The organism is Candidatus Methylomirabilota bacterium (assembly GCA_035764725.1).
GTDB lineage: Bacteria > Methylomirabilota > Methylomirabilia > Rokubacteriales > CSP1-6 > DASRWT01.
In genome coordinates this window covers 1-23163 of record DASTYT010000119.1, presented here as the reverse complement: position 1 = coordinate 23163, position 23163 = coordinate 1, and the positions used below count along the sequence as shown (strand labels likewise).

Genomic DNA, 23163 nt, shown 5'->3' with positions numbered 1-23163 from the left:
CAGTGGGGAAGGCCCGGACACGGTCTCGAGGGACACGGCGACGATGAATCTCAACGGCAAGGTCGGACTCGTGACGGGCGCATCGCGTGGCATCGGCCGCGCGTGCGCCATCAAGCTGGCCTTGCTCGGCGCGCGGGTCGCGGTGAACTACCACATGCGCGCGAGCGCGGCCGACGAGGTGGTGCGCGAAATCAAGTCGAGCGGCGGCGACGCCAGCGCCATCCAGGGCGACGTGAGCCAGTTCACCGTGGCGCAGCAGGTCGTCGGCGCGACTATGAGCACCTATGGGCGTCTGGATATCCTGGTCAACAACGCGGGGACGACGCGCGATGCCCTGCTCGCCACCATGAAGGAAGACGACTTCGACGCCATCATCCAGCAGAACCTCAAGAGCGTGTTTAACTGCTGCCGGGCGGCGGTGCGTCAGATGATCGGGCAGCGCTACGGGCGCATCGTCAACATGACGTCGATGGGCGGGCTGATCGGCATCCCCGGCCAGACCAACTACGCCGCGGCGAAGGCCGGCATCGTCGGCTTCACCAAGGCGATGGCGAAAGAGTATGGCGGCCGGAACATCGCGGTCAATGCGGTCTCGCCGGGCCTCATCCCCACCGATCTGACCGCCGGGCTGCCCCAGGAGGTCAAGGACGCCCTCGTGCGGCTCACCGCGCTCGGCCGGATCGGGTCGGTCGAGGAAGTCGCCAATGTGGTGGCGTTCCTCGCGTCCGACGAAGCGAGCTATATCACGGGCCAGGTCATCGCGGTGGACGGCGGACTGACCTAGCCGGCCTGCAGCAGGTCACGCCGGCGCCTTGCTGCGGCGGCGGAACGCGCCGGCCAGCGGCGCGACCACGCCGTGTAGAGCCCGCGGATGCAGTTCTCGCACCGCCGGCAGCCCATGTGGGCCTCGACCACCACCCGATCGCTCACCTTGAACTCATCGACGGTCGCGTCCACGGCGAGATCGGTGCCGCAGATACCGCAGGCGCGCACGCGGATCAGCACGTCCTCGGGGCCCGGCGTGGGCACCGGCATGCGGACTCCTTTCACGCCATCGCGTGCCGCGAGCGTAACACGCGCGCGCGAGGAGGCGGCAGTCGTGGTAGGGTCTGCGGGACCCTTCATCGGCTCGTTTCGCTCCTTCACCCGGCCCATTCACCCGGAGGTGACCGATGCGTGTCCGGACCACCATTGTCATCCTTCTCGTCGTGGCGCTCCTCGGCGGAGCGGTCACGGCGTACGCCGCGCCGCCCGACGGCACCCTCGCCATCGGCGTGCACGTCACCCTGGTCTCCCGCTGGCTGGACCCCGGCGAGACCGAGGCGCTGATCACACCCTTCATGGTCCTGTACCTGATCCACGACGCGCTCGTGAAGCCCATGCCGGGCGGCATCATGACGCCCAGCCTGGCCGAGTCGTGGTCGCTGGCCAAGGACGGCGTCACCTACGAATTCGTGATCCGAAAGAATGCGAAGTTCCACAATGGCGATCCCGTCACCGCCGAGGACGTGAAGTTCACGTTCGAGCGCTACAAGGGCGCCAGCGCCGGCCTCCTCAAGGAGAAGGTGAAGGAGATCCAGACGCCCGCACCGAACCGGGTGCGCATCGTCCTCAAGGAGCCGTGGCCGGACTTCATGGCGTTCTACGGCACCTCCGCCACCGGCGCGTCCTGGATCGTGCCGAAGAAGTACATCGAGAAAGTGGGCGAGGAAGCCTACAAGAAGGCGCCGGTGGGCGCGGGTCCCTACAAGATCATCTCGTTCAACCCGGGCATCGAGCTGGTCACCGAGGCCTTCCCCGACTACTGGCGCAAGGCCCCGTCGGTGAAGCGCGTGGTCATGCGGTCGATTCCGGATGAGACCACGCGCGCCGCCGCGGTGAAGTCGGGCGAGGTGGACATGGCCTTCCTCTTCGGGGGGCCGGTGGCGGAGGACCTCAAGCGCTCGCCCGGCATCCGCATCCAGGCGCCGCTGCTCTACGGCGTGTACTGGCTGGACTTCCTGGACCAGTGGGACCCGAAGTCACCGTGGCACGACAAGCGCGTGCGCCAGGCGGCGAGCCTTGCCATCGACCGCGCCGCCATCAACCAGGCGGAGATGCTGGGGCTGGGCAAGGTGACGAGCGCGTTCGTGCCGCCGGAGTTCGACTTCGCCATGAAGTTCGAGGCCACGCCCTTCGATCCCAAGCGCGCCAAGCAGCTCCTCGCCGAGGCCGGCCATGCCAACGGCTTCGACGCCGGCGACATCACGCCGCTGCCCCCCTACACCACGCTGGGTGAGACGGTGTCGGGCATGCTCCAGGCCATCGGCATCAAGAGCCGCGTGCGCACGATGGAGCGCGCCACCTTCCTGACGTCGTGGCGCGAGAAGAAGCTCCGGGGCCTCCTCGTCGGCGCCACCGGCGCCGCGGGCAACGCCGCCGCCCGGATCGAGCCCTTCTTCACCAAGGCCGGCTTCTATGCCTACGGCTCGCTACCCCAGATCGACGAGCTGTTCCAGAGCCAGGCCCGGGAGACGGATCGCAAGCGCCGGGAAGCGCAGCTTCACCAGATCCAGCAGATCGTTCACGACCAGGTGCTGGCCGCACCCATCTTTCAGCAGGGCTTCCTCTGCGCGGTGGGCTCGCGCGTGGCGGAGAGCACCCTGGGCCTCATCCAGGGCTTCCCCTACGCGGGCCCGGCCGAGGAGCTGAAGCTCAAGTAAGCACTCGGCGCCGGAGGGCAGGCGGTGGACGCTGGGCTGGCTCGCTAGGTCAGCGTCCACCGCGACGGCTGGCCGCTCACCGTCTCTTCCTGCACCCGCTTCTCCGCCTTGAGCTTCTTGAGATGCGAGTGCACCGACTGCCCCGCGTAGCCGTGTAGAGCCTCCGGCACGCCCACGTAGATCACCTTCACCATCTCGGGGATGGTCTTCTTCCCGTCCCCCACTGCGGCGAGGATCTGCTTCTCTCGCTCCAGCCGATGCGCGATGTACTCCTTGATCAGCGCCTTCGCGTTCTCGATTACCGGCCCGTGCGCCGGGTAGATGGTGGCGACGTCCAGGCGCAGGATACGGCGAAGGGAGTCCATGTACTGGGTGAGGTCGCCGTCCTCGTCGGGAATGACGGTGGTGGAGCCGCCCAGCACGAGGTCGCCGGTGAAGAGCGACTTCGTCTCCGGCACGAAGTAGCAGAGATGGTCGGAGGCGTGCCCGGGCGTGTGAACGGGCACGAGGGTCACCCCGTCGCCCTTGACCGCCTGCCCGTCGCGAAGGTCGGAGATGCCGGCAGGCAGGTCCGTATCCTTGTGTATCATCTTGGACACCGGCGTCCCGGGATATTGCTGGAGCAGATCCTTCACCCCGCCGAGGTGATCCTTGTGCCGGTGCGTGATGAGCACGCGCGCGGGCGCGCGCCAGCCCCGCTCGGCCATGTAGGTCTCGAGCAGCGGCATCCAGCCGGGCACGCCCGCGCCGGTATCGATGAGGATGGGCGCGCGGTCCCCCACGAGATAGGTGTTTGTGCCGGGCCCCGTCATCATGCCGGGGTTCAGCCCGAGCACGCGCCCCACCCAGTCCGCGGGCGTGGCCGACTTGGGAAAATTCGGATCGATCCAGGGCATCGCGCGTCTTCCTCTCTTGCCGGCTCAGGCCACGCCGAGATAGCGCCGCTTCACGTCCTCGGCCGCCTCGAGGCCGGCCGGGGTTCCCTCGTACACGATCTGCCCCTTGTTCATCACGTACACCCGGTCCGCGACCCGGAGGGCCAGGTGATAGTTCTGCTCCACGAGCAGGATCGACAGCCGCTCGTCCTTGAGCCGCCGCACGATCTGCCCGATCTCCCGCACGACGATGGGCGCCAGGCCCTCCGACGGCTCGTCGAGGAGGAGCAGCCGCCCGTTGGTCAGGAGCGCGCGGCCGATCGCCAGCATCTGCTGCTCGCCGCCCGACAGTGTACCGCCGGCCTGCTCGGCGCGCTCGCGCAGGCGCGGGAACAGCGCGAACACGCGGTCGATCGTCCAGCCCGACGCCCGCGCGCCGATCAGGAGGTTCTCGCGCACGCTGAGCGGCGCGAAGATGCGCCGGCCCTGCGGTACCAGCGCGATCCCGCGCCGCGCGATCCGGTGGGGCGACAGCGCCTGGATGGGCTGGCCCTCGAGCAGGATGCGGCCCTCCCGTGGCGGCGTGAAGCCCACGATGCTGCGGATCACCGTGGTCTTCCCGGCCCCGTTGCGGCCGAGCAGCGCCACCGCCTCGCCGGGCTCCACGCGCAGCGACACGCCGTGGAGCACGTGGCTCTCGCCGTAGTAGGTCTGGATGTCCGCGACCTCGAGGAGCGCGCTCATGCCGAGCCCAGATAGATCTCGTAGACGCGGGGATCGGCCTTCACGTGGTCGAAGGAGCCCTCGGTGAGCACCTCGCCGTAGTGCAGCACCGTCACGCGGTCGGCGAGGGAGCCCACCACGTCCATGTCGTGCTCGATGATGAGCAGCGTGACCTCGCGCGGGAGCCCCTCGAGCATGCGCGTCATCCGCGCCGTCTCCTCCGGCGACATGCCCGCGGTGGGCTCGTCGAGGAGCAGGATACGCGGGCGCGTGGCCAGGGCCAGCCCCACCTCGAGCTGCCGCTGCTCACCGTAGGACAGGGCGCCGGCCGCCACCTCCAGGCGCCCGGCCAGGCCCACCGCGTCCGCCGTCTCGCGCGCGCGGGCCAGCGAGGGGCCGAGCCGGCTCGCGCCGCCGAGCAGGCTCCAGCTCCCCTTCCCATCCGCGGCGGCCGCCAAGCGCAAATTCTCCAGCACTTTCAATCGCGGGAACAGGTTGTTGCGCTGGAACGACCGCGAGAGGCCGCGCCGGGCGATGGCGTGCGGCGCGAGGCCGCCCACCGCCTCGCCGCCCAGCAGCACGCGCCCAGCGCTGGGCGCCAGGTGGCCGGTGATCAGGTTGAACAGCGTGGTCTTGCCCGCGCCGTTGGGCCCGATGATGGCCCGCCGCTCGCGCGGGGCGATCGCCAGCGTGACGCCGTTCACCGCGGCGAGCGCGCCGAAGTGACGCGACAGGCGGTCGAGGGCGAGGAGCGGCGCCTCGCTCACACGCGAAGTCCCACGCGCCCGCGCAGCGTGCCCACGATGCCGCCGGGCGCGAACAGCACGAGCAGGACGAAGGTGAGGCCGAGGATGAGCATCCAGCGCTCGGTATAGGAGGAGACCAGGCTCTGGAGCAGGATGAAGGCGGCCGCGCCGAGCATGGCGCCGCCGAGGGTGCCGGTGCCGCCGATGATCACCATGAGGAGCGCCTGGCCCGACGTGGTCCAGAAGAAGGCGTCGGGCGATACCGAGCCCTGGAACTGGGCGTAGAGGGCGCCCGCGATGCCCGCCACCGTGCCCGCGATGACGAAGGCGGCGAGCTTGTAGCGGCGCACCGGATAGCCCACCGCCTGCATGCGCGCCTCGTTCTCGTGGATGCCGCGCAGCACGCGCCCGAACGGCGAGCGGGTCACGCGCCAGAGGAAGAGCACGAGGAGCCCCACGATCACCAGCAGGTAGGCGTGGAAGCGGCCGAGGCTCCCGATGGAGAGCCCGAACACGGGCGGCCGCGGCACGCCCACGAGCCCGTCCTCCGCCCCGAGGAACGCGTTCTGGAAGGCCACTGCGTGGAACATCTGCGAGAAGGCGAGCGTGAGCATGATGAAGTACACGCCGCTCACGCGGATCGAGAAGAAGCCGATGACGAGCGCGCCCAGCGCGGCGGCCGCCGCGGGCAGGAGCAGCGCGCTGGTGAGCCCCGGCCACTTCCCGAGCGTGAGCGCGGCCACGTAGGCGCCGATCCCGAAGAACGCGGAGTGTCCGAACGACACCATGCCCGTGTAGCCCATGAGGAGGTCGAGACTCATCGCGAAGATGCCGAAGATCAGGATCTCCTGGAGGAGCTTCACCGGGTACGGGCCCATGAAGAGGGGGAAGGCGGCAACCACCGCCACCATCACCGCGAGCCCGGCGGCGCGCGCGATCACTTGAGCGCCCGGCCGAACAGGCCCTGGGGCCGGAAGAGCAGGATCAGCGCCATCACCACGTAGATGATCAGCATCGAGGCGCCGGGCAGCCAGGCCTTGCCGAAGGTCTCCGCCTGGCCGATGAGGAGGCTCCCCGCCAGCGACCCCTTGAGGCTGCCGAGCCCGCCCACCGCGACCACGATGAGCGCGGGGATGAGGATGCTCGCCCCCATGGGCGGATAGGCGGACTGGATGGGCCCGGCAATCACGCCGGAGAGGCCGGCGAGGCCGGCTCCGAAGGCGAAGACCAGCGTGAACACGCCCGAGACGTTGATGCCCATGCCCGCGGACATCTCGGCGTCGAACACGCCGGCGCGAATGATGGCGCCCAGCCGCGTGCGCTCGATGAGGAGCCAGAGCCCCAGCGCCATCACGAGGCCGAAGCCGATGACGAAGAGCCGGTAGGACGGGATCACCGCGCCCCAGAAACTGACCGAGCCCGAGAAGAGCTCGGGCCCGGGGATGGAGCGGATGCGGCCGCCCCAGATGTACTTCACGAGGTCCTCGAACACGTAGATCAGCCCGAAGGTCAGCAGCACCTGGTCCAGCGGCCCGCGCCGGTAGAGCGGGCGGAGACAGGAGCGCTCCACCGCCGCGCCGACCACCGCCACCACCAGCGGTGCGGCGAGGAGCGCCAGCCAGAAATTCCCCGTCGCGGCGACGAGAGCCAGCCCGGCATAGGCGCCCAGCATGTAGTACGACCCATGCGCGAGGTTCACGACGTCGAGCATCCCGAAGATCAGCGTGAGCCCGACGGAGAGCAGGAAGAGCAGCATGCCATAGGCGAGCCCGTTCAACGCCTGCGCGAAGAGGTCGGGGCCGAACATCGGGCTAGCGCAGCGCGGGGGCCGGGCGTGACCGCCCGACCCCCGCGGAGACGACGATCGCGATCAGGCTGGAAGCGTGCACCCGGTACCGGGGTCCGCCACGTTGGCGACCTTGTCGAACGGGACGTTGTTGAGGCCGCCCGCCACTTCCTTCACCTCGCGAATATAGATGAAGGGCTGGATCACGTTGTGCGACTTCGGATCGAAGCGGAACGTGCCGCGCGGGCTCTCGAACGTGGTCGCCTCGATGGCCGCGACCAGCTTGTCCTTGTCCTGCGTGTTGCCGCCCACCGCCTTGACCGCGCGCACGATGACCTCGGCGGTATCGTAGCCCTGACAGGCGAAGCCGTCGGGCATCTTGCCACCGAATTTGGCGCGGAAGTCCTTCACGAACTGCTGGTTGGTGGGGTTCTCGAGCAGCGGCGTGTAGAAGTGGCCGGTGATCACGCCCAGGGCGGAACGGCCCTGCGCCGGCAGCACGTCCGGCTCCGTGAGAAAGCCCGCGCCGGTCAGCTTGATCGTCTGCTTGAGGCCGAACTGATCGTACTGCTTCACGAAGTTGACCGCGTCGGTGCCGGAGAAGAACGCGTAGACCGCCTTGGCGCCGGACTGCCGCACCTTGGTGAGATACGGGGCGTAGTCGGTCTCGCCGAGCTTGGGATAGTCCTCGCCGACGAGCTTACCGCCGGCGGGGACGAACGTCTCCTTGAAGGCGCCGAGCTGATCCTTCCCGGCCTGGTAGTTGGGCGCCATGATGAACACGTCCTTGCTGACGTTCTTCGCCACCCACGCGCCCATCGGTTGATTCGGCTGCCAGTTCGAGAACGAGGTGCGGAAGATCCACTTCGAGCAGCGCTCGCGGCTGATCGCGTCGGCGCCGGCGTTGGAGACGATCAGGATGGTCTTGCTATTGTGTACCTTGTCGCGCATCCCCATGAGGATGCCGGAGTGCACGGGGCCGGTCAGGATGTCGACCTTGTCCGAGTCGATGAGCTTCTCCGTCTTGCGGATGCCCACCGGCGGCTGCATCTCGTCGTCTTCCTTGATCATCTCGATCTTGCGGCCAGCCACCGTCCAGTTCTCGCGCGCGAAGACCAGCTCCATCGCCTGCGTGATGCTCTCGCCGAGCACGGCGTAGACGCCGCTGTACGGCAGCACGAGGCCGATCTTGAGGGGCGCGCCCTGCGCGTGCGCCCGACGCACCCATGGCCCGACCGCCGCGCCGGCCGCCATCGTGCCCGCGGCGCCGAGGAATGTCCGCCTGCTGAGATCCGTCATGACGTTGCGCCTCCCCCTATGCATGTCTGAAAAGGTGTCATGGGCCACCGATGAGCCACCCGATGGTACACCAAGACAAACTGGCGACGAAGGTCGGCGGCTCCCCGCGCTTACGCCGCCGCGAGGAGCGAAATCACGTAGTTGCCCGAGCCGGACGACGGGCCGTAGGCGCGCACCCGGGTCTCGAAGCGGGCCCCGGACTCGACGAGGGCCCCCACCATCATGGCGAGGTGCCGGCCGCCCATCTCGGCTTCCACGCTCGTGACGTACCCGGGCAGCCAGCTCCACAGCTTCTCGTAGTCCCCGCCGGCGAGGAGCCGCGCGAACTCGTGGTCGAGCGCCTCCTCCGCGGGCAGGGGCCCCTTGTCCGGCCCACGCACGAGCTTGTGCGAGACGCTCCCGCTCGCCACGAAGCCCACTCGCTGGGCGCCCTCGCGCGCCACGCGGGCCAGCGTGCGACCCCACGCGAAGCACTCGTCGAGGTTCGCGGCCAGGCAGACCGAGATCGGCACCAGGGGCAGGCGCTGGGCGCGGTCCAGATAGCACACCATCGGCATCACGGTGCCGTAGTCGAGCGGGTAGTGCACGTCGTTGGCGAGGACGGTCTGCCGCCCCTCGGCCTTGCCCCGCGCGGCCAGCGTCGAGGCGAAGGCGTAGTCGCCCGGATAGTCGTAGGGCACCCCGTGGATGATCTCCGGCGCCTCCTGGGCGGTGAGCACGCCCTGATGCCGCGGCGTCCCGTCGATCACGGTGGGGAACGTGGTGATGAGATGGCAGGAGTTGACCGCGATGACGTCGAGCCGCGCCTCCGCGACGTCCTGCCCCTGGGCGACGAGGCCGTCGCGCACGGGGCGGAACGCCTCGGAGGCGAGGCGGCCCTCGAAGGCGGCCTCGAGCGTGCAGTAGCGCGGCGTGTGCACCGACAGGAACACTCCAGCGAGGGAGCCCATGGGCGCCTCCTTACTCCGGGATCCACGCGATCGCGTCGATCTGCGGGCGTTTCATCCGTTCTCCACGCCATCCTTCAGCATCTTGACGATCTCCTCGGGGATGGCGCGCGCGCGGAGCCGGTCGCCCGGCTGCGCGGGCCGGCCCACCCACGCGCGCAGCTCGAAGCCCCGCGCGCAGACGATGTCGCCGACCTTCACCTCGTGCTCCACGCGAAACGTCTTTTCCTCCACCTGGGCCACCACGCTGTCGATGGAGACCTCGTCCCCGTAGCGGACGGGCGCGGTGAACTTCGCCCCCGACTCGGCGATCGGCACGCCCACGATGTCGTAGAGCGGGAAGATGATCGGCCACGGCTGGCCGCGCGACTCGAACAGGGATTCGGTGGCGAGGTCGAACCACTCGAAGAAGCGCGGGTAGAAGACGATGCCCGCCGGATCGACCTCGCTCCAGCGCACCCGCGTCGTCCAGCGATGTTTGGCGGTCATTTCAGATTGTCGTTCCGCTCGCCTCGCCTATGGCTGCAGCTCGCCAAACACGAGGAGCTCGCGCAGCTTGTGCCGCTGTAGCTTCCCGGTGGTCGTGCGCGGGAGCTCCGCGACCACACGCACCTCGCGGGGCCGCGCGTAGGTCGGCACGTCGCGGGCCAGGCGCTCGCCCAGCTCGGCGGTCAGCCGCGCGACGTCCCCAGCCTCGGGTCGCGGCACCACGAAGAGAAACGGCTTGATCAGCCCCGAGCCCTCCTCGGCGCCGATGAGCCCGGCCTCGAGGATGTCGGGATGCCGCAGCGCGACCGCTTCCACGTCGGCGGGGATCACCCACTGGCCCGCCACCTTGAAGAGGTCGTCCTGGCGTCCGCAGTGCACCCAGTGGCCGTCGGTATCCACGTAGTAGACGTCGCCGAAGCGGAACCACTCGCCGTCGAAGGCGCGTCGCGTGTCGTCGGGCCGCCCCCAGTACCCCGCCGCGACCGAGGGCGTCCTCACCCACAGCACGCCCTGCTGTCCCGGCGCGACGGGCCGCCCTTCCTCATCGAGAAGGCGCGCCTCGCTGCCCGGCACGGGCCCGCCGGTGGTGCCGGGACGGCTCGCGCCCGCGCGGCTCGACAGCACCATGAAGATGGTCTCGGTGGCGCCGATCCCGTCCAGGATCTCCAGCCCGAAGCGCTCGCGCCAGGCCCGGTACACCTCGGCGGGCAAGCGCTCGCCGGCCGACACGCACACGCGCACCGAGCCGAGCGCGTCGGCGGCGAGGTCCCCGGCGAGCACGCGCGCGTAGAACGTCGGCACCGAGAAAAGCAGCGTGGGGCGGTGCTCGCGGAGCAGCGCGCCGAGGGAGTCCACGGTCGGCCATTCCTCCACGAGGCAGGCGGTGGCGCGCGCGAGCAGCGGGTTCAGGAGCGCGTTGCCGAGCGCATAGGCGAAGAAAAGTCGCGAGGTCGCGAGGATCCGGTCCTCCGCACGGAGACCCACGATGCTGTCGGCGTAGTGACCTCCCGCGACCATGGTGCGGTGCACGTGCATCGCGGCCTTCGGCGTGCCCGTGGTGCCCGAGGTATAGATCCACACCGCCATGGCGTCGGGACCGACCGGCTCCGGCGCGGCTTTCGCGCCCTCGGGCGCCAGCAGCGCCTCGAAGGGCAGCACGTGGGGAATTCCCGCGGCGCCGACGGTGTCGACCACGCCCGCGAGCAGCGCCGGGTCGGCCACGAGCACGCGCGGCCGCGCGTCGGCGAAGAGGGTGGAGAGGCCCGCGCCGGGCAGCCGCGTATTCAGCGGCATGGCCACCGCGCCGATCCGGAGCGCGCCCAGGAAGGTCGCCGCCCACGCGAGCCCATCGGGCAGCAGGAGGGCCACGCGGTCCTCGCGGCCCACGCCGCGTGCGCGCAAGCCCGCGGCCGCGCGCTCGACCACGGCGAGCAGCGCCGCATAGCTCACCTCGCCCGTGGACGTGCGCAGGGCCGCGCGGGCCCCATGCCCCTCACGCAAAGCGTCGTCTAACAGGCGGACAGTCGCGTTGCCCATCAGGACCCGAGCTTACCGCGGACGCGGCGCGCCGCGCGGCCGCTGCACGGCCACGCCGGCGGCGACGATGCGGTCCTGGATGCCGTGGAACTTGTGGCGCCCGTCCGCGTGCGCCGCCCACAGCGCGTCGAGACTGGGGAAGCCGGCGAGGTAGCGCAGGCCGGATTCGGCGGGCTCGGCCATGGGCATGTCGCCGGTCTCGTAGCGCTTGACGCCCTCGGTGGGCGTGATCCAGAGCCCCTCCGACGTCTCCTCGGTGAAGAGGCGCGGCGCCTGGCCGTCGGGTAGCGGCGCCAGGAAGAAGCGGGCGGTGAAGCGGATGGGGCTCGACGGCGGCGTGATGAAGTGCGAGAGGTAGCGGAGCGGCGCGACGTCGAGATACCAGTCGACGGCGGCGAGGAGATCGAGCAGCCGGCCCGACTCCGCCACCAGCGACTGCCGCATGCCCGCTACGAGGGCGGCGACGGCGGGATCCGCGGCCGAGATGGCGCGGCCGTCGCGATCCGTCGCCAGGAGGAGGCCGGTCTCCTCCAGGAGCTCGCGCGCGGCGGTGACCCAGTAGGCGAGCGCGGGCGTACCCTCCTTGCCGGGAAAGATCCGCTCGACCGCGTCGGCGGCGAGCCCGCGGCAGCGCGCGAGGAGTGGCGGGTCGGCATCCGCGGGATCCACCTTGCCGCCGGGGAAGGCGTAGAAGCCGCCGAGGAAGCGCATGCTCTGCTGGCGGCGAATCATGTAGACCTCGATCGGCGCCGCCGCGCCCGGACGGACGAGGAGCACGGACGCCGCCGGCCGCGGGGCCGCGGGCCGCGCGGGATCCGCAGCCGGCGCCGAGCTCACGCGGGCCGGCTCCCGTGGCCGCCCGCCAGCTGCTCGAGGATAGCGTCGGCGGAGATGGGCTTGGCCAGCACCTGGTCCACGTACTTGCTGGCCTCCGGAGCGGTGACGCCCTCGCCCCAGCCGGTGAGGACGAACACGCGCGTGGCCGGCGCGCGCAGCTTCACCTGCTCGGCCACCTGCCAGCCGTTCACGCGCGGCATGCCCAGATCGGTGATGACCACATCGTGCTGCTCGGGGTCGAAGATCTCGAGCGCCTCGCCGCCGTCGCCCGCCGTCGTCACCTGATGGCCGCCCGAGCGCAGCACGTCGGTGAGCACGGTGAGCAGGCGCTGGTCGTCGTCCACGAGGAGCACGTGCGCCGCCCGCTCGGGCTGCACGGGCGAGGGCAGCTCCTCTGACGGCGGGATGATCTGGAAGCGGCTGGCGTGCAGCCGCAGCCGGACCGTGGTCCCCTCGCCCTCGTGGCTGTCGATCTGGATGCTGCCGCCGTGGCGCTCCACGATGTCCACGACCTCGCCGAGCCCGCGTCCCCCCGCGCGCCCACGCAGCCGCGACGCGGAGTCGGCGAGGGTCCGGCGGAGCTGCTCCGGCATGCCCACGCCCGTGTCCGAGACCTCGAGGGCAACCCAGCCCGACTCCTCGCTCGCCGCGCGGATCGTGAGGGTGCCGCCGCGGGCCATCGCCTGCACCGCGTTGAGGATGAGATGCACGAGGGCGTCCCGCAGCTCGAAGCCGTTGCCCTCGACGGGCGGGATGGAGCCCAGCTCCTGGTGGATCGCGATGACCACCCCCCGGCGCTGCGCCTCGTCGCGCCAGCGGGGCGCCGTCATCTCGAGCGCCTCCGCCACCACCGCGGGCAGGCCCACCGGGCCGAAGGCCACCTGCGGCTCGCGGGAGACGAACTCCTGGAAGCGCCGGACGGACGCCGAGGCCTCCATCGCCACGTCGCGGATCACCGTGAGGCGGCGCTGCGCCGTCTCCGTCTGAACTTCCCTCAGGAGCAGCTCGGTGTAGGCGAGGATGGCGGCCAGCGAGTTGTTGAAGTTGTGGGTGAGGCCCCCCACCGTCTCACCGAGCGTCCGCAGGTCCACCGAGCGGCCGACGCTCTCGGGCGACTCGTCCAGGCGGCGGTTGAGATCGCGCGCCCAGCTCCGCAGGGTGAGCACGGTGCGGTCCAGCTCGACCTTGGAGCGGCCGAGCTGGCGGGCGATGTCGCGGATCTCCTCGTGATCGGCGAAGAGCGGATGATCCGCGGCGAGCGCCTCGCGGGCACTCCCGCGTTGGATCCAGCGGCTGACGGTTCGCCGGACCGCCTCGAGCATCGAGGGCGCTAGAGGTTGACGAGCTGGGCCACGCGCTCCCGATGGTAGGTGGCGTCGCCGAAAGTGAACTCAGACCCCTTCGCCCGCTTGAAGTAGAGGTGCAGATCGTGCTCCCAGGTGAAACCGATGCCGCCGTGGAGCTGGATGCCCGCGGCGGACACCTTGCGGTACGCATCGGAGACGTAGGCCTTGGCCATGCTGACGGCCAGCGGCCCCTCGGATGAGCCCTCGTCCATGGCCCACGCCGCGTAGTACGTGATCGACTTGCTGTTCTCGACGTCCACCAGCATGTCGGCCGCCTTGTGCTTCACGCCTTGGTACGAGCCGATGGGCTTGCCGAAGGCCTGGCGGATCTTGGCGTACTCCACCGTCATGTCGAGGACCTTCTGGGCCCCGCCGCACATCTCCGCGCAGAGCGCCACGCAGGCGCGCTCGAGCACACGCTCGAGCGGCTTCCAGCCGAGGCCCGGCGCGCCGAGCAGCGCCTCGGGGCCGAGGGTGACGTCCGTGAGGGTGACCTCGCAGAGCTTCCGCGTCTGGTCCATGGTCGGGAGAAGCTTCACCTCGACGCCGCGCGCGGTGCGGGGCACGAGGAAGAGGCTCACGCCGTCCTCGCCGGCGCCGCCGCCGGTGCGCGCCGCCACCACGATGGCGTCGGCGGTGTGGGCATCGGGCACGAAGAGCTTGGTCCCCGACAGCGTGTGGCCGCCGCTGGCCGCCTTCGCGGTCAGGGTGACGCCGGCCGGGCCGAGCACGGCCGACGGCTCCATCCACCCGAGCGTCGCGCGCTTGCTGCCCGCCGCGATCTTCGGCAGCCACTCCTTCTTCTGCGCCTCGTTCCCCGCCTCGAGGATCGCGAGGCCGCCCAGGAGCACGGTGGAGACGTACGGGCCCGGCACCACCGCGCGCCCCATCTCCTCCATGAGCACGGTGAGATCGACGAAGCCGAGCCCCATGCCGTCGTAGGTCTCGGGGTAGATGAGGCCGAGCCATCCCTGCTCGGCGAGCTTCCCCCAGAGCTCGGGGCTCATGCCCTCCGGGGTGTCCATGAGACGGCGCACCGTCTCCGAGGGGCATTCGTTCTCGAAGAACTTCCGGGCGGTGCTGCGGAGAAGCTCCTGCTCGTCGCTGAAGCCGAAGTTCATGAGCCTAGCCTTTCGGGAGACCGAGCACACGCTCGCCGATGATGTTCTTCTGGATCTCGGTGGTGCCGCCCTCGATGGAGTTGGCGCGGGAGCGGAGGAAGCCGTACTGCCAGAGCCCGTTCTCGACGGCCCAGCGGCTGCCCCTGGTGAGCTGGGAGTAGGGGCCCTCGAGCTCCATCGCCATCTCCTGCAGGCGCTGATGGCCTTCCACCCACATCATTTTGCCGGTGGAGGCCTCGGGACCGGGCAGCTCCCCCTTGAGGAGCCTGGTGATGGCCCGCGCCCCCGTGTACTTGAACACCTCGGTGTCGATCCAGAGCTGCGCGAGCTTCTGGCGGGTGACGGGATCCTTCGTCGCCGGCGTCCCGTTCTTCGACGACCGCCGCGCGAGGTCGACGAGGCCATCGAGGGCGATGCGCAGCCGCACTTGCAGCCCGAAGCCCAGCGCGAGCCGCTCGTACATGAGCGTGGTCAGGCCCACCGCCCAGCCGTTGTTGAGCCCGCCCAGGATCTGGGACTCGTGGATGCGGACGTTGTCGAAGTACACCTCGTTGAACTCGGCGTCGCCGGTGATCTGCTTGAGCGGCTTCACGGTGACGCCGGGCGCGTGCATGTCGAGTAGGAAGTACGTGATGCCCTTGTGCTTGGGCGCGTCGGGATCCGTCCGCGCCAACAGCATCATCCAATCGGCAATATGGGCCAGCGAGGTCCACACCTTCTGCCCGTTGATCACGTAGTACTCGCCGTCCTTCACCGCGCGGGTCTGCAGCGCGGCGAGGTCCGACCCGGAGTTGGGCTCGGAGTAGCCCTGGCACCAGATCTCCTCGCACGAGAGCATCTTGGGCGGATAGCGCTTCTTCTGCTCTTCGGTGCCGTAGGCATTGATGGTGGGACCGGCCATGCCGACGGCGAGGATGTTCAGCACCGGCGGCGCCTTCGCCAGCGCCATCTCTTCCTGGAGAATCATCTCCTCCATGAAGGTGAGCCCGCGCCCCCCCGACTCCTTCGGCCACGTGAGCCCCACGAAGCCCGCCTCGTACATCTTCCGCTGCCACTGCCGCAGGAAGTCGTAGGCCTCCTCGCGCGGCACGTCCGAGGCCGCCTGCACCCGGCTGGTCCAGTCCTTGGGGAGGTTCTTCTTGAGCCACGAGCGAACCTCGTCCCGGAAGGACTGTTGCTCGGGGGTCAGCGTGAAGTCCATACACCCTCCTGCTTCGGCGGGTTTGGGGCGCGCTTAGACGTGACTGAACGACGGTTCAGCGCCATCATACGGGCCCGGCGGAGACGGTGTCAAGACGGTCGGCCTCTTGTATACTTTCCGCTGCCATGGCGCCCGCCATCTCCCTGCCCCGCCTGCGCGCGAACCTCGAGACGCTGTCCCGGTTCGGCCGCAATTCTGACGGCCAGGGCATCACCCGCTCCTGCTGGAGTCCGGCCCACGAGGAAGCGCGGGCCTGGCTGCTGGCGCGGATGAAGGAGGCCGGGCTCACGACCTGGGTCGACGAGGCCGGGAACACCTTCGGGAAGCTCGGAGAGGGCGGCCCCACCGTCATGACGGGCTCGCATATCGACACCGTGCCCCAGGGCGGCTCCCTGGACGGCGCCCTCGGGGTGATGGCCGGGCTCGAGTGCCTGCAGACCCTGCGCGAGGCCGGCACGCGGACGCGCCGGCCGCTCACCATGGTGGCGTGGAGCGACGAGGAGGGCCGCTACGCGGGGCTGTTCGGGTCGCGGGCCTTCACGGGCAAGATCGACGCGCGCCAGATCCCCCATTTCCGAGCCGCGGATGGCGAGCCCTTGGTCGAAGCGATGAGCCGCGCGGGCTTCGACCCGCTCGAGGCGCCCAAGGCCAAGTGCGATCCCAAGACCCTCGAGGCGTACGTCGAGCTGCACATCGAGCAGGGCCCGCACCTGGAAGTGGCACGCATCCCCATCGGCTCGGTGCAGGGCATCGTGGGCAATCGCCGGGCGTGGGTGACCTTCGTCGGCCAGGCGGACCATGCGGGTACCACGCCGATGGCATGGCGCAAGGACGCCTTCCTGGGCGCCGCGGAGTACGCGCTCGCCGCGCGCGAGCTGGTGGTCAAGCGCGGCGCCGGCAAGAGCGTGACAAACTTCGGCCGCATCGAGATCGCGCCCGGCGTGTCCAACATCGTCCCCGCGCGCGCCACCCTGCTCCACGAGATGCGCTCGCTCGACGCGCGCATCCTCGCCCGCCTCGACGAGCAGTGCCGCGCCCTCGCGCGGGCGGTGGGCAAGCGTCGCGGCCTGCGGGTGAAGGTGGAGACGATCTCGCAGAGCCAGCCCGTCCGCTGCTCACCCCGCGTGATGCGGGCGGTGGAGGCGGCGTGCGGCGAGCTGGGGCTCGCGTACCGGCGGATGCCCTCTGGCGCCGGACACGACGCGCAGAACCTCGCGTCGGTCACCGACTCGGGCATGCTCTTCATCCCCTCGCGCGGTGGGCGCAGCCATCGCCCCGACGAGACCAGCGACTGGAGGGCGATCGAGCGCGGCGGGAACGTGCTGCTCCGTACCCTGCTCCAGCTCGCCGGCTGAGCCGGCCGCCCCGAGTGGTCGTTCTGAGCGCCGTTCCGGCGCCATGTGAAAGATTCCACTTGGCATTGCCGGAGCCATCGAGTACACTCCGGCGGAAACGAGGAAACCCTCTTCAACGAGGATGTTGTGTCCACGATAGTGCACCTGTTGCTGGCGCTCGCGCTGACCATGTTTCTCGCCTTCCAGGCCGGCGCCCTCGTCTTCGTCCTCCGCTCCCGCCGCGCGCTGTCGCCCGGGCGGCGACGCCGCGCCACCGAGGTCCTGTGGAGCGCCATTCCGGTCGTACTCGTCCTCTTCCTCGCCGCCCGCAGCTGGGTGGCGGTCTTCGACCTCGGGCGGCCCGCGGTGGCCTCCTCGGTCGTGAACACCACCACGGCGGCGACGGCGCCCGTGGACCCCACTCGCTAAGGGAGAACATGACCAAGCGCGCGCGCGTCACCGCCTCCCTGCTCCTCCTCGCCGTGGTCGTCCTCGGCGCGGGCTGTGGCCTCGTCGGCTGGGAGTGGGACACCCCGATGAGCACGGTGCAGCCGAAGTCCGATTTCGGCAAGATGACCCACGAGATCTTCATGCTGATCTCGTGGACCACGCTGGTGATCTTCATCGCGGTGGAGGGGGTACTCCTCTACGTGTGCTTCCGCTACCGCGACCGGCCGGGCGCGGCCATTCCCAAGCAGACGCACGGCCACACGCCTCTCGAGATCTCGTGGACGGTGGCCTTCGCGGCCATTCTCGTGATCATTGGCATCCCCACCATCCGGGTCATCTTCAAGACGCAGGAGGCGCCCGCCGCGACCACGCTCCACGTGGACGTCACGGGGAAGCAGTGGTGGTGGGACTTCCAGTACCCCACCCTCAAGATCCACACCGCGAACGAGCTGCATTTGCCCGTCGGTCAGACCGTCGCCTTCTATCTCCACGGGCCCGACGTCATCCACTCGTTCTGGGTGCCGCAGCTCGGCGGCAAGCGCGACGTGGTGCCGGCGCGGGTCAACCGCATCATCCTCACCCCCGAGGTCCCCGGCGAGTACCTCGGCCAGTGCGCCGAGTACTGCGGGATGTCGCACGCCAACATGCGCTTCCGGGTCTTCGTGCACGACAAGGCGGGATGGGAGAAGTGGGTGGCCGCGCAGCAGGCGGCGCCGGTGGAGCCGAAGGATGACCTCGCGGTCAAGGGCAAGGAAGTGTTCAGCCAGTCCGCGTGCGTGGGCTGCCACACCATCGACGGCGTGTCCGCCGGCGTGCTCGGGCCGAACCTCACCCACTTCGGCAGCCGCACCACGATGGCCGCCGGGATCATGAAGAACACACCGGAGAACATCGCGCGGTGGATCGAGAACCCGGCGCACGTGAAGCCCGGAGCGCTCATGCCCACCCTGGGGCTGCGTGACGAGCAGATCAAGGCGGTCACCGCCTACCTCCAGAGCCTCAAGTAGAGGAGCCCCATGGCGACACAGGCGGCGTTCATGCCCGGCGCGAAGGCCAAGACGGCCACCACGGGCGTCTGGTCCTGGATCACGACCGTCGACCACAAGCGGATCGGGATCCTCTACGGCGTCACCGCGTTCCTCTTCTTCCTGATGGGCGGGATCGAGGCGCTGATCATGCGCGCCCAGCTCGCCCGTCCCGACAACGACCTCGTGAGCGCGCAGACCTTCAACGAGCTGTTCACCATGCACGGCACCACCATGGTGTTCCTCGCGATCATGCCGCTCAGCGCCGCGTTCTTCAATTACATGCTCCCGCTCCAGATCGGGGCGCGTGACGTGGCCTTCCCGCGGCTCAACGCGCTCTCGTACTGGATCTTCCTGTCCGGCGGCCTCTTCATCAATTCGAGCTTCCTCTTCGGATCGGCCCCCGACGGCGGCTGGTTCGGCTACGCCACCCTCACCACGCGGCAGTTCTCGCCCGGCCACCACATCGACTTCTGGATGCTGGGCCTACAGATCCTCGGCATCGCGTCGATGCTCGCCGGCTTCAACTTCATCGTGACCATCATCAACATGCGCGCGCCGGGCATGACCCTCATGCGCATGCCGGTGTTCGTCTGGATGTCGCTGGTCGTGCAGTTCCTGGTGGTGCTGGCGTTCCCCGCCATCACGGTGGCGCTGATCCTCCTGATGTTCGACCGCTTCTTCGGCACCCTCTTCTACGCGCCCGCCGCCGGGGCCGACCCGCTCCTGTGGCAGCACCTCTTCTGGATCTTCGGCCACCCCGAGGTCTACATCCTCATCCTGCCCGCCATGGGCATCGTCTCCGAGGTGCTCCCGACCTTCGCGCGCAAGCCGCTCTTCGGCGCGCCGGTGGTCATCTACTCCGGGATCATGATCGGCTTCTTCGGCTTCGGGGTGTGGTCCCACCACATGTTCTCGGTGGGTATGGGGCCGGTCGCCGACTCCGCCTTCTCCATCGCCACCATGCTGATCGCGGTGCCCACCGGGGTGAAGATCCTCAACTGGATCAGCACGCTCTGGGGCGGCACCATCCGCTTCACGAGCGCGCTCCTCTTCTCCCTGGGCTTCATCGCCATGTTCACGATGGGCGGGCTCAGCGGCGTCATGCACGCTTCCCCGCCGGTGGACCTGCAGCAGACCGACTCCTACTTCGTGGTGGCGCACTTCCACTACGTGCTGTTCGGCGGCTCGATCTTCGGCATTTTCTCCGGCTTCTACTACTGGTGGCCGAAGATGACCGGGCGACTCCTGGACGAGAAGCTCGGCAAGATCCACTTCTGGCTCATGATGATCGGCTTCAACATGGCCTTCTTCCCCCAGCACTATCTCGGCCTCATCGGGATGCCGCGGCGGATCTACACCTACGCCGCCGACCTCAACTGGGGGTTCTGGAACCTCATCTCCACCATCGGCGCCTTCACCATCGCGCTCTCGATCCTCGTGTTCATCATCAACGTCATCAAGACGCGCCGCTCCGGCCCCGTCGCCGGCCCGGACCCGTGGGATGCCCGCACGCTCGAGTGGGCCATCCCCTCGCCGCCGCCCGTCTACAACTTCGCCACCATTCCGACGGTGCATGGCCGTGACGAGCTCTGGCTGCAGAAGCACGGGGATGGGCACGGGGGCGCTCCCACGCCCAAGCCGGCGCCCCCCACCGCCAAGGACATCGCGGCCATCCACATGCCGCCGCCGTCCTACTGGCCCATTCTCCTCGCGCTGGCGCTCACCGTCATGCTCTCGGGTCTCCTGATCAGCTACGTCCAATTGGTCGTCGGCGGTCTGCTCACGCTCTACTGCATGTTCAAGTTCGCGCTCGAGTACCATCGCCCCGCCCAGGAGGCGCACTAGTGGCCGACGCGCATGCCCACGCGCATCACGACCCGAACATCGGCACCACCGGCCTGGACAATCGCAAGGTCGGCATGTGGATCTTCCTGGGCTCGGACTGCATGTTCTTCGGGTCCCTGATCGGGACCTATCTGGCCTACAAGGGCAAGAGCCTCGCCGGGCCCGGCCCGCACGACGTCTTCAACATCCCCCTCACCTCGGAGAGCGCGGCGGTGCTGCTCGCCTCCTCGCTCACCATGGTGCTGGCCCTCGCCGCGCTCCAGAAGAACGATCTCAAGTGGGCGGGCCGCTGGCTGTTCGCCACCGCGCTCCTCGGCGCGCACTTCGTGGGGAACCAGGTGTACGAGTTCGCCACGTTCGCCCTCCACGACGGGCTCACCCTCGGCACCAATCTCTTCGGGTCGAGCTTCTTCACCCTCACCGGATTCCACGGCGCCCACGTCAGCGGCGGCGTGATCTGGCTCATGGCCCTCTGGTGGCAGCTCAAGCGGCGGCGGCTCGACGCGCGGGACTACACCAAGGTCGAGATCGCGGGCCTGTACTGGCACTTCGTCGACATCGTCTGGGTCGCGATCTTCACCATCGTCTACCTCATCCCGTAGGAGCGCCGACATGGCCGACACGCATGCCGCCGCCGCGCCCGGAAGCCACGGCGGCCACGCCGAGACCCACGGAGGCGGGGGGCACGCCACCGTCAAGACCTACATCGTGGTCGCGGCCGTCCTCGCGATCATCACCGCCATGGAGGTCGCCACGCTCTACGTGCCGGGCATCCCCAATGCCCTCCTCGTCACGTCCCTTCTCGTCATGTCCGCGATCAAGTTCGCGCTCGTGGTGGGCTTCTTCATGCACCTGAAGTACGACCACAACATCATGCGGAGTTTCTTCATCGGGCCGCTCTTCATCGCGATCTGCATCATCCTCGCCCTCATGGCGCTGTTCAGCGCCTTCATCCTGCTCCCGCGCCCGCACTAGCATGGCGCATGGAGTGCCCGGGCCGGGCGGGCCACCGCCCCTCCCGCCCGGGGGATTCGACTGGACCGCCTGGAACGCCGACCCCACGGTGGTCGCGGGCCTGGCGGTGCTCGGCGCCGCGTATGCGGGCGCCGTGCTCTACCGCCGACGGCTCGATCCCGACGCGCGGCTGGCCCCGCATCAGGCCGTGGCGTTCGCTGGCGCCCTCGTCGTGCTCTTCGTGGCCCTCACCGGGCCCATTCACGATCTCTCGGACTACTACCTCTTCAGCGCGCACATGATCCAGCACATGATGCTGGCCTTCGCCATGCCGCCGTTGCTCCTGCACGGGGTGCCGGGCTGGATGGTGCGCCCGCTCGTGCGGCGACCGGGTGTGCTCGCCCTGGGGCGCCGGCTCACCCGGCCCTCGGGGGCCTTCGCCACCTTCAACCTCGTGCTGGTGGCGTGGCACTTGCCGCCCCTCTACAACCTGGCGATGGAGCAGCACCCGGTCCACATCGTCGAGCACCTCATGATCATGGCCGCCTCGGTGATTCTCTGGTGGCCGCTGCTCTCGCCGCTGCCCGAGCTGCCGCGCGCGCCCTACCCCGTGCAGATGCTGTACATGTTCGTGGTCGGCCTGCCGATGGTGGTGGTGTCGATCTTCATCAGCATGGCCGACGGCATCCTCTATCCGTACTATTCCCGGGCGCCGCGCGTGATCGAGGCCCTGACGCCGCGGGCGGACCAGCACCTGGGCGGCCTCATCATGTGGGTTCCGGGAGGCCTCATCTTCCTCCTGGCCCTCACCGTCGTCTTCTTCCGCTGGCAGGCAGCGGGAGGCGACGACGTCGCGGTGCACCCCGTGGAGGCGGGGTCCAAGGTCGCGCCCAATGCCCCGCATGGCCGGTAGCGCGCCTCGCCGTCTCGCCTGGCTCGCCCTCGCGGCGCTGGCGCTGGTGATGATGCTCGGCAACGTGGTGAGCGCTACCGGCTCGGGTCTCGGCTGCCCCGACTGGCCGCTCTGCCACGGCCGCTTCATCCCGCCGGGCGGCACCGAGATCTGGATCGAGTTCCGCCATCGCCTCGGCGTCCCGCTCTTCTCCGCCCTCCTGGTCGCGACGGCGGTCGTCACGCTGCGCCGGGCGGAATCGCGCCTGCTCCGCCGCGTGGCCCTCACCCTCCTCGCCCTGCTCGCCGTGCAGATCGTCCTCGGCGGGATCACCGTGAAGCTCGGCCTGTCCGCGCCGGTGAGCACGGTACATCTCCTCACCGCGCTGACGATCATGGCGGGCCTTCTCACGATTGCGGCGGGCGGAATCACTGATCCGCTCGGCTCGCCTTCGGCTGCACCTCGCCAAGCCACTGATCCGCTCGGCTCGCCTTCGGCTGCACCTCGCCAAGCCACTGCCCTGGCCCGATTGGCCCGAGTGGGGCTGCCCGTGCTCCTCGTCCAGGTCGCCCTCGGCGGCTACGTGCGCCACAGCGGCGCGGGCCTCGCCTGCCCGGACTTTCCCCTCTGCAGCGGCGACGTGCTGCCCGGCGCCGGGCCGCCGCTCATCCACTGGGTGCATCGCTGGCTGGGCGTGCTGCTGCTCGGTCTCTTCCTGCACGTGGCGATGGCCAGCCGGCGTACGCCGCTCGCCGGCGTGGGCGCGGCGCTCGGCGCCGTCGCGGTGCTGCAGGTGGCGCTGGGCGTGGCCGCGGTCCTGATGCGTCTGCCCGTGCCGGTGCGGGCCGCCCACGCCGCGGGCGGTTATGCCTTGTGGGGCCTCCTCGTGTGGCTGACCCTGCGCACCGGGGTGTGGCGGGCGGGCGCGGGGAGGCGGGCGAGCTCACCGTGCGATCCCGGCGCGGGCGGAGGCCGCGGCGGCGCTCGACTCCACCGGAGCGCGGCCCGCCGAGCCCGCGGTCGCGCGCACGGCGATCCAGACGGCGAGCGCC

The 23163-nt window shown here is 69.7% G+C and carries 24 protein-coding genes; 10 read left to right on the top strand and 14 right to left on the bottom strand.

What is annotated here, in order from left to right; all coding sequences use genetic code 11:
* Nucleotides 1–43: 43 nt before the first annotated feature.
* Nucleotides 44–784 carry a 3-oxoacyl-[acyl-carrier-protein] reductase gene (gene fabG / locus VFX14_19675; GenBank protein HEU5191915.1) on the top strand — a complete coding sequence of 247 codons (741 nt, stop codon included), beginning with the start codon at nucleotides 44–46 and terminating at the stop codon, nucleotides 782–784.
* On the opposite strand, the gene VFX14_19670 is transcribed toward fabG, so the two are convergent.
* A complete protein-coding gene (locus VFX14_19670) occupies nucleotides 781–1035 on the bottom strand; it encodes an alcohol dehydrogenase catalytic domain-containing protein (protein HEU5191914.1) in 255 nt (84 codons plus the stop codon). The two genes, fabG and VFX14_19670, sit on opposite strands and share 4 nt — an antisense overlap.
* Nucleotides 1036–1172: 137 nt before the next feature.
* Here VFX14_19670 and VFX14_19665 point away from each other — a divergent pair, with 137 nt between their 5' ends.
* The gene (locus tag VFX14_19665; protein HEU5191913.1) at nucleotides 1173–2702 is read left to right on the top strand and encodes an ABC transporter substrate-binding protein; all 1530 of its coding nucleotides are present in this window, start codon (nucleotides 1173–1175) and stop codon (nucleotides 2700–2702) included.
* 44 nt (nucleotides 2703–2746) lie between these two features.
* Here the strand turns inward: VFX14_19665 and VFX14_19660 are convergent, their stop codons facing one another.
* The 13 genes from VFX14_19660 to VFX14_19600 all read right to left on the bottom strand — a co-directional run bounded on the left by VFX14_19660 (nucleotide 2747) and on the right by VFX14_19600 (nucleotide 15608).
* Nucleotides 2747–3598, bottom strand: a complete 852-nt coding sequence (locus tag VFX14_19660) for an MBL fold metallo-hydrolase (protein ID HEU5191912.1) — start codon at nucleotides 3596–3598, stop codon at nucleotides 2747–2749.
* 24 nt (nucleotides 3599–3622) lie between these two features.
* The gene (locus VFX14_19655; protein ID HEU5191911.1) at nucleotides 3623–4321 is read right to left on the bottom strand and encodes an ABC transporter ATP-binding protein; all 699 of its coding nucleotides are present in this window, start codon (nucleotides 4319–4321) and stop codon (nucleotides 3623–3625) included.
* Nucleotides 4318–5067, bottom strand: coding sequence for an ABC transporter ATP-binding protein (locus tag VFX14_19650; GenBank protein ID HEU5191910.1), 750 nt, complete (start codon nucleotides 5065–5067; stop codon nucleotides 4318–4320). Before VFX14_19650 ends, VFX14_19655 begins: the two co-directional genes overlap by 4 nt.
* Nucleotides 5064–5987 (bottom strand): branched-chain amino acid ABC transporter permease, encoded by a 924-nt coding sequence (locus VFX14_19645; protein HEU5191909.1) that lies wholly within the window; start codon nucleotides 5985–5987, stop codon nucleotides 5064–5066. Before VFX14_19645 ends, VFX14_19650 begins: the two co-directional genes overlap by 4 nt.
* Nucleotides 5984–6853: a branched-chain amino acid ABC transporter permease gene (locus VFX14_19640; GenBank protein HEU5191908.1), complete on the bottom strand. Its 870-nt coding sequence runs from the start codon at nucleotides 6851–6853 to the stop codon at nucleotides 5984–5986. Before VFX14_19640 ends, VFX14_19645 begins: the two co-directional genes overlap by 4 nt.
* A gap of 63 nt (nucleotides 6854–6916) precedes the next feature.
* Nucleotides 6917–8131, bottom strand: coding sequence for an ABC transporter substrate-binding protein (locus VFX14_19635; protein ID HEU5191907.1), 1215 nt, complete (start codon nucleotides 8129–8131; stop codon nucleotides 6917–6919).
* 110 nt (nucleotides 8132–8241) lie between these two features.
* On the bottom strand, nucleotides 8242–9081 hold the full coding sequence (locus tag VFX14_19630) for an extradiol ring-cleavage dioxygenase (protein ID HEU5191906.1): 840 nt from the start codon (nucleotides 9079–9081) through the stop codon (nucleotides 8242–8244).
* 51 nt (nucleotides 9082–9132) lie between these two features.
* A complete protein-coding gene (locus VFX14_19625; GenBank protein ID HEU5191905.1) occupies nucleotides 9133–9567 on the bottom strand; it encodes a thioesterase family protein in 435 nt (144 codons plus the stop codon).
* A gap of 27 nt (nucleotides 9568–9594) precedes the next feature.
* Nucleotides 9595–11103 carry a benzoate-CoA ligase family protein gene (locus tag VFX14_19620; GenBank protein HEU5191904.1) on the bottom strand — a complete coding sequence of 503 codons (1509 nt, stop codon included), beginning with the start codon at nucleotides 11101–11103 and terminating at the stop codon, nucleotides 9595–9597.
* A gap of 12 nt (nucleotides 11104–11115) precedes the next feature.
* Nucleotides 11116–11940: a hypothetical protein gene (locus tag VFX14_19615; GenBank protein HEU5191903.1), complete on the bottom strand. Its 825-nt coding sequence runs from the start codon at nucleotides 11938–11940 to the stop codon at nucleotides 11116–11118.
* A complete protein-coding gene (locus tag VFX14_19610) occupies nucleotides 11937–13262 on the bottom strand; it encodes a response regulator (GenBank protein ID HEU5191902.1) in 1326 nt (441 codons plus the stop codon). The genes VFX14_19615 and VFX14_19610 overlap by 4 nt, the downstream gene beginning before the upstream one ends.
* Nucleotides 13263–13270: 8 nt before the next feature.
* Nucleotides 13271–14407: an acyl-CoA dehydrogenase gene (locus VFX14_19605; GenBank protein HEU5191901.1), complete on the bottom strand. Its 1137-nt coding sequence runs from the start codon at nucleotides 14405–14407 to the stop codon at nucleotides 13271–13273.
* A gap of 4 nt (nucleotides 14408–14411) precedes the next feature.
* A complete protein-coding gene (locus tag VFX14_19600) occupies nucleotides 14412–15608 on the bottom strand; it encodes an acyl-CoA dehydrogenase (protein HEU5191900.1) in 1197 nt (398 codons plus the stop codon).
* Between the two features lie 125 nt (nucleotides 15609–15733).
* Between VFX14_19600 and VFX14_19595 the strand changes: the two genes are divergently transcribed.
* The 8 genes from VFX14_19595 to VFX14_19560 form a co-directional block, all read left to right on the top strand.
* Nucleotides 15734–16963 carry a Zn-dependent hydrolase gene (locus tag VFX14_19595; GenBank protein ID HEU5191899.1) on the top strand — a complete coding sequence of 410 codons (1230 nt, stop codon included), beginning with the start codon at nucleotides 15734–15736 and terminating at the stop codon, nucleotides 16961–16963.
* Nucleotides 16964–17089: 126 nt separating this feature from the next.
* Nucleotides 17090–17371, top strand: coding sequence for a hypothetical protein (locus tag VFX14_19590; protein HEU5191898.1), 282 nt, complete (start codon nucleotides 17090–17092; stop codon nucleotides 17369–17371).
* A gap of 8 nt (nucleotides 17372–17379) precedes the next feature.
* A complete protein-coding gene (coxB, locus tag VFX14_19585) occupies nucleotides 17380–18399 on the top strand; it encodes a cytochrome c oxidase subunit II (GenBank protein ID HEU5191897.1) in 1020 nt (339 codons plus the stop codon).
* Nucleotides 18400–18408: 9 nt separating this feature from the next.
* A complete protein-coding gene (gene ctaD, locus VFX14_19580; GenBank protein ID HEU5191896.1) occupies nucleotides 18409–20265 on the top strand; it encodes a cytochrome c oxidase subunit I in 1857 nt (618 codons plus the stop codon).
* Nucleotides 20265–20867, top strand: coding sequence for a cytochrome c oxidase subunit 3 (locus tag VFX14_19575; GenBank protein HEU5191895.1), 603 nt, complete (start codon nucleotides 20265–20267; stop codon nucleotides 20865–20867). The genes ctaD and VFX14_19575 overlap by 1 nt, the downstream gene beginning before the upstream one ends.
* Before the next feature lie 10 nt (nucleotides 20868–20877).
* On the top strand, nucleotides 20878–21240 hold the full coding sequence (locus VFX14_19570; GenBank protein HEU5191894.1) for a cytochrome C oxidase subunit IV family protein: 363 nt from the start codon (nucleotides 20878–20880) through the stop codon (nucleotides 21238–21240).
* Nucleotides 21241–21253: 13 nt separating this feature from the next.
* Complete coding sequence (locus VFX14_19565; protein ID HEU5191893.1) at nucleotides 21254–22132, top strand: cytochrome c oxidase assembly protein; 879 nt, start codon at nucleotides 21254–21256, stop codon at nucleotides 22130–22132.
* The coding region (locus tag VFX14_19560) for a COX15/CtaA family protein (GenBank protein ID HEU5191892.1) at nucleotides 22122–23163 on the top strand (1042 nt) is incomplete at its 3' end. The genes VFX14_19565 and VFX14_19560, both read left to right, overlap by 11 nt.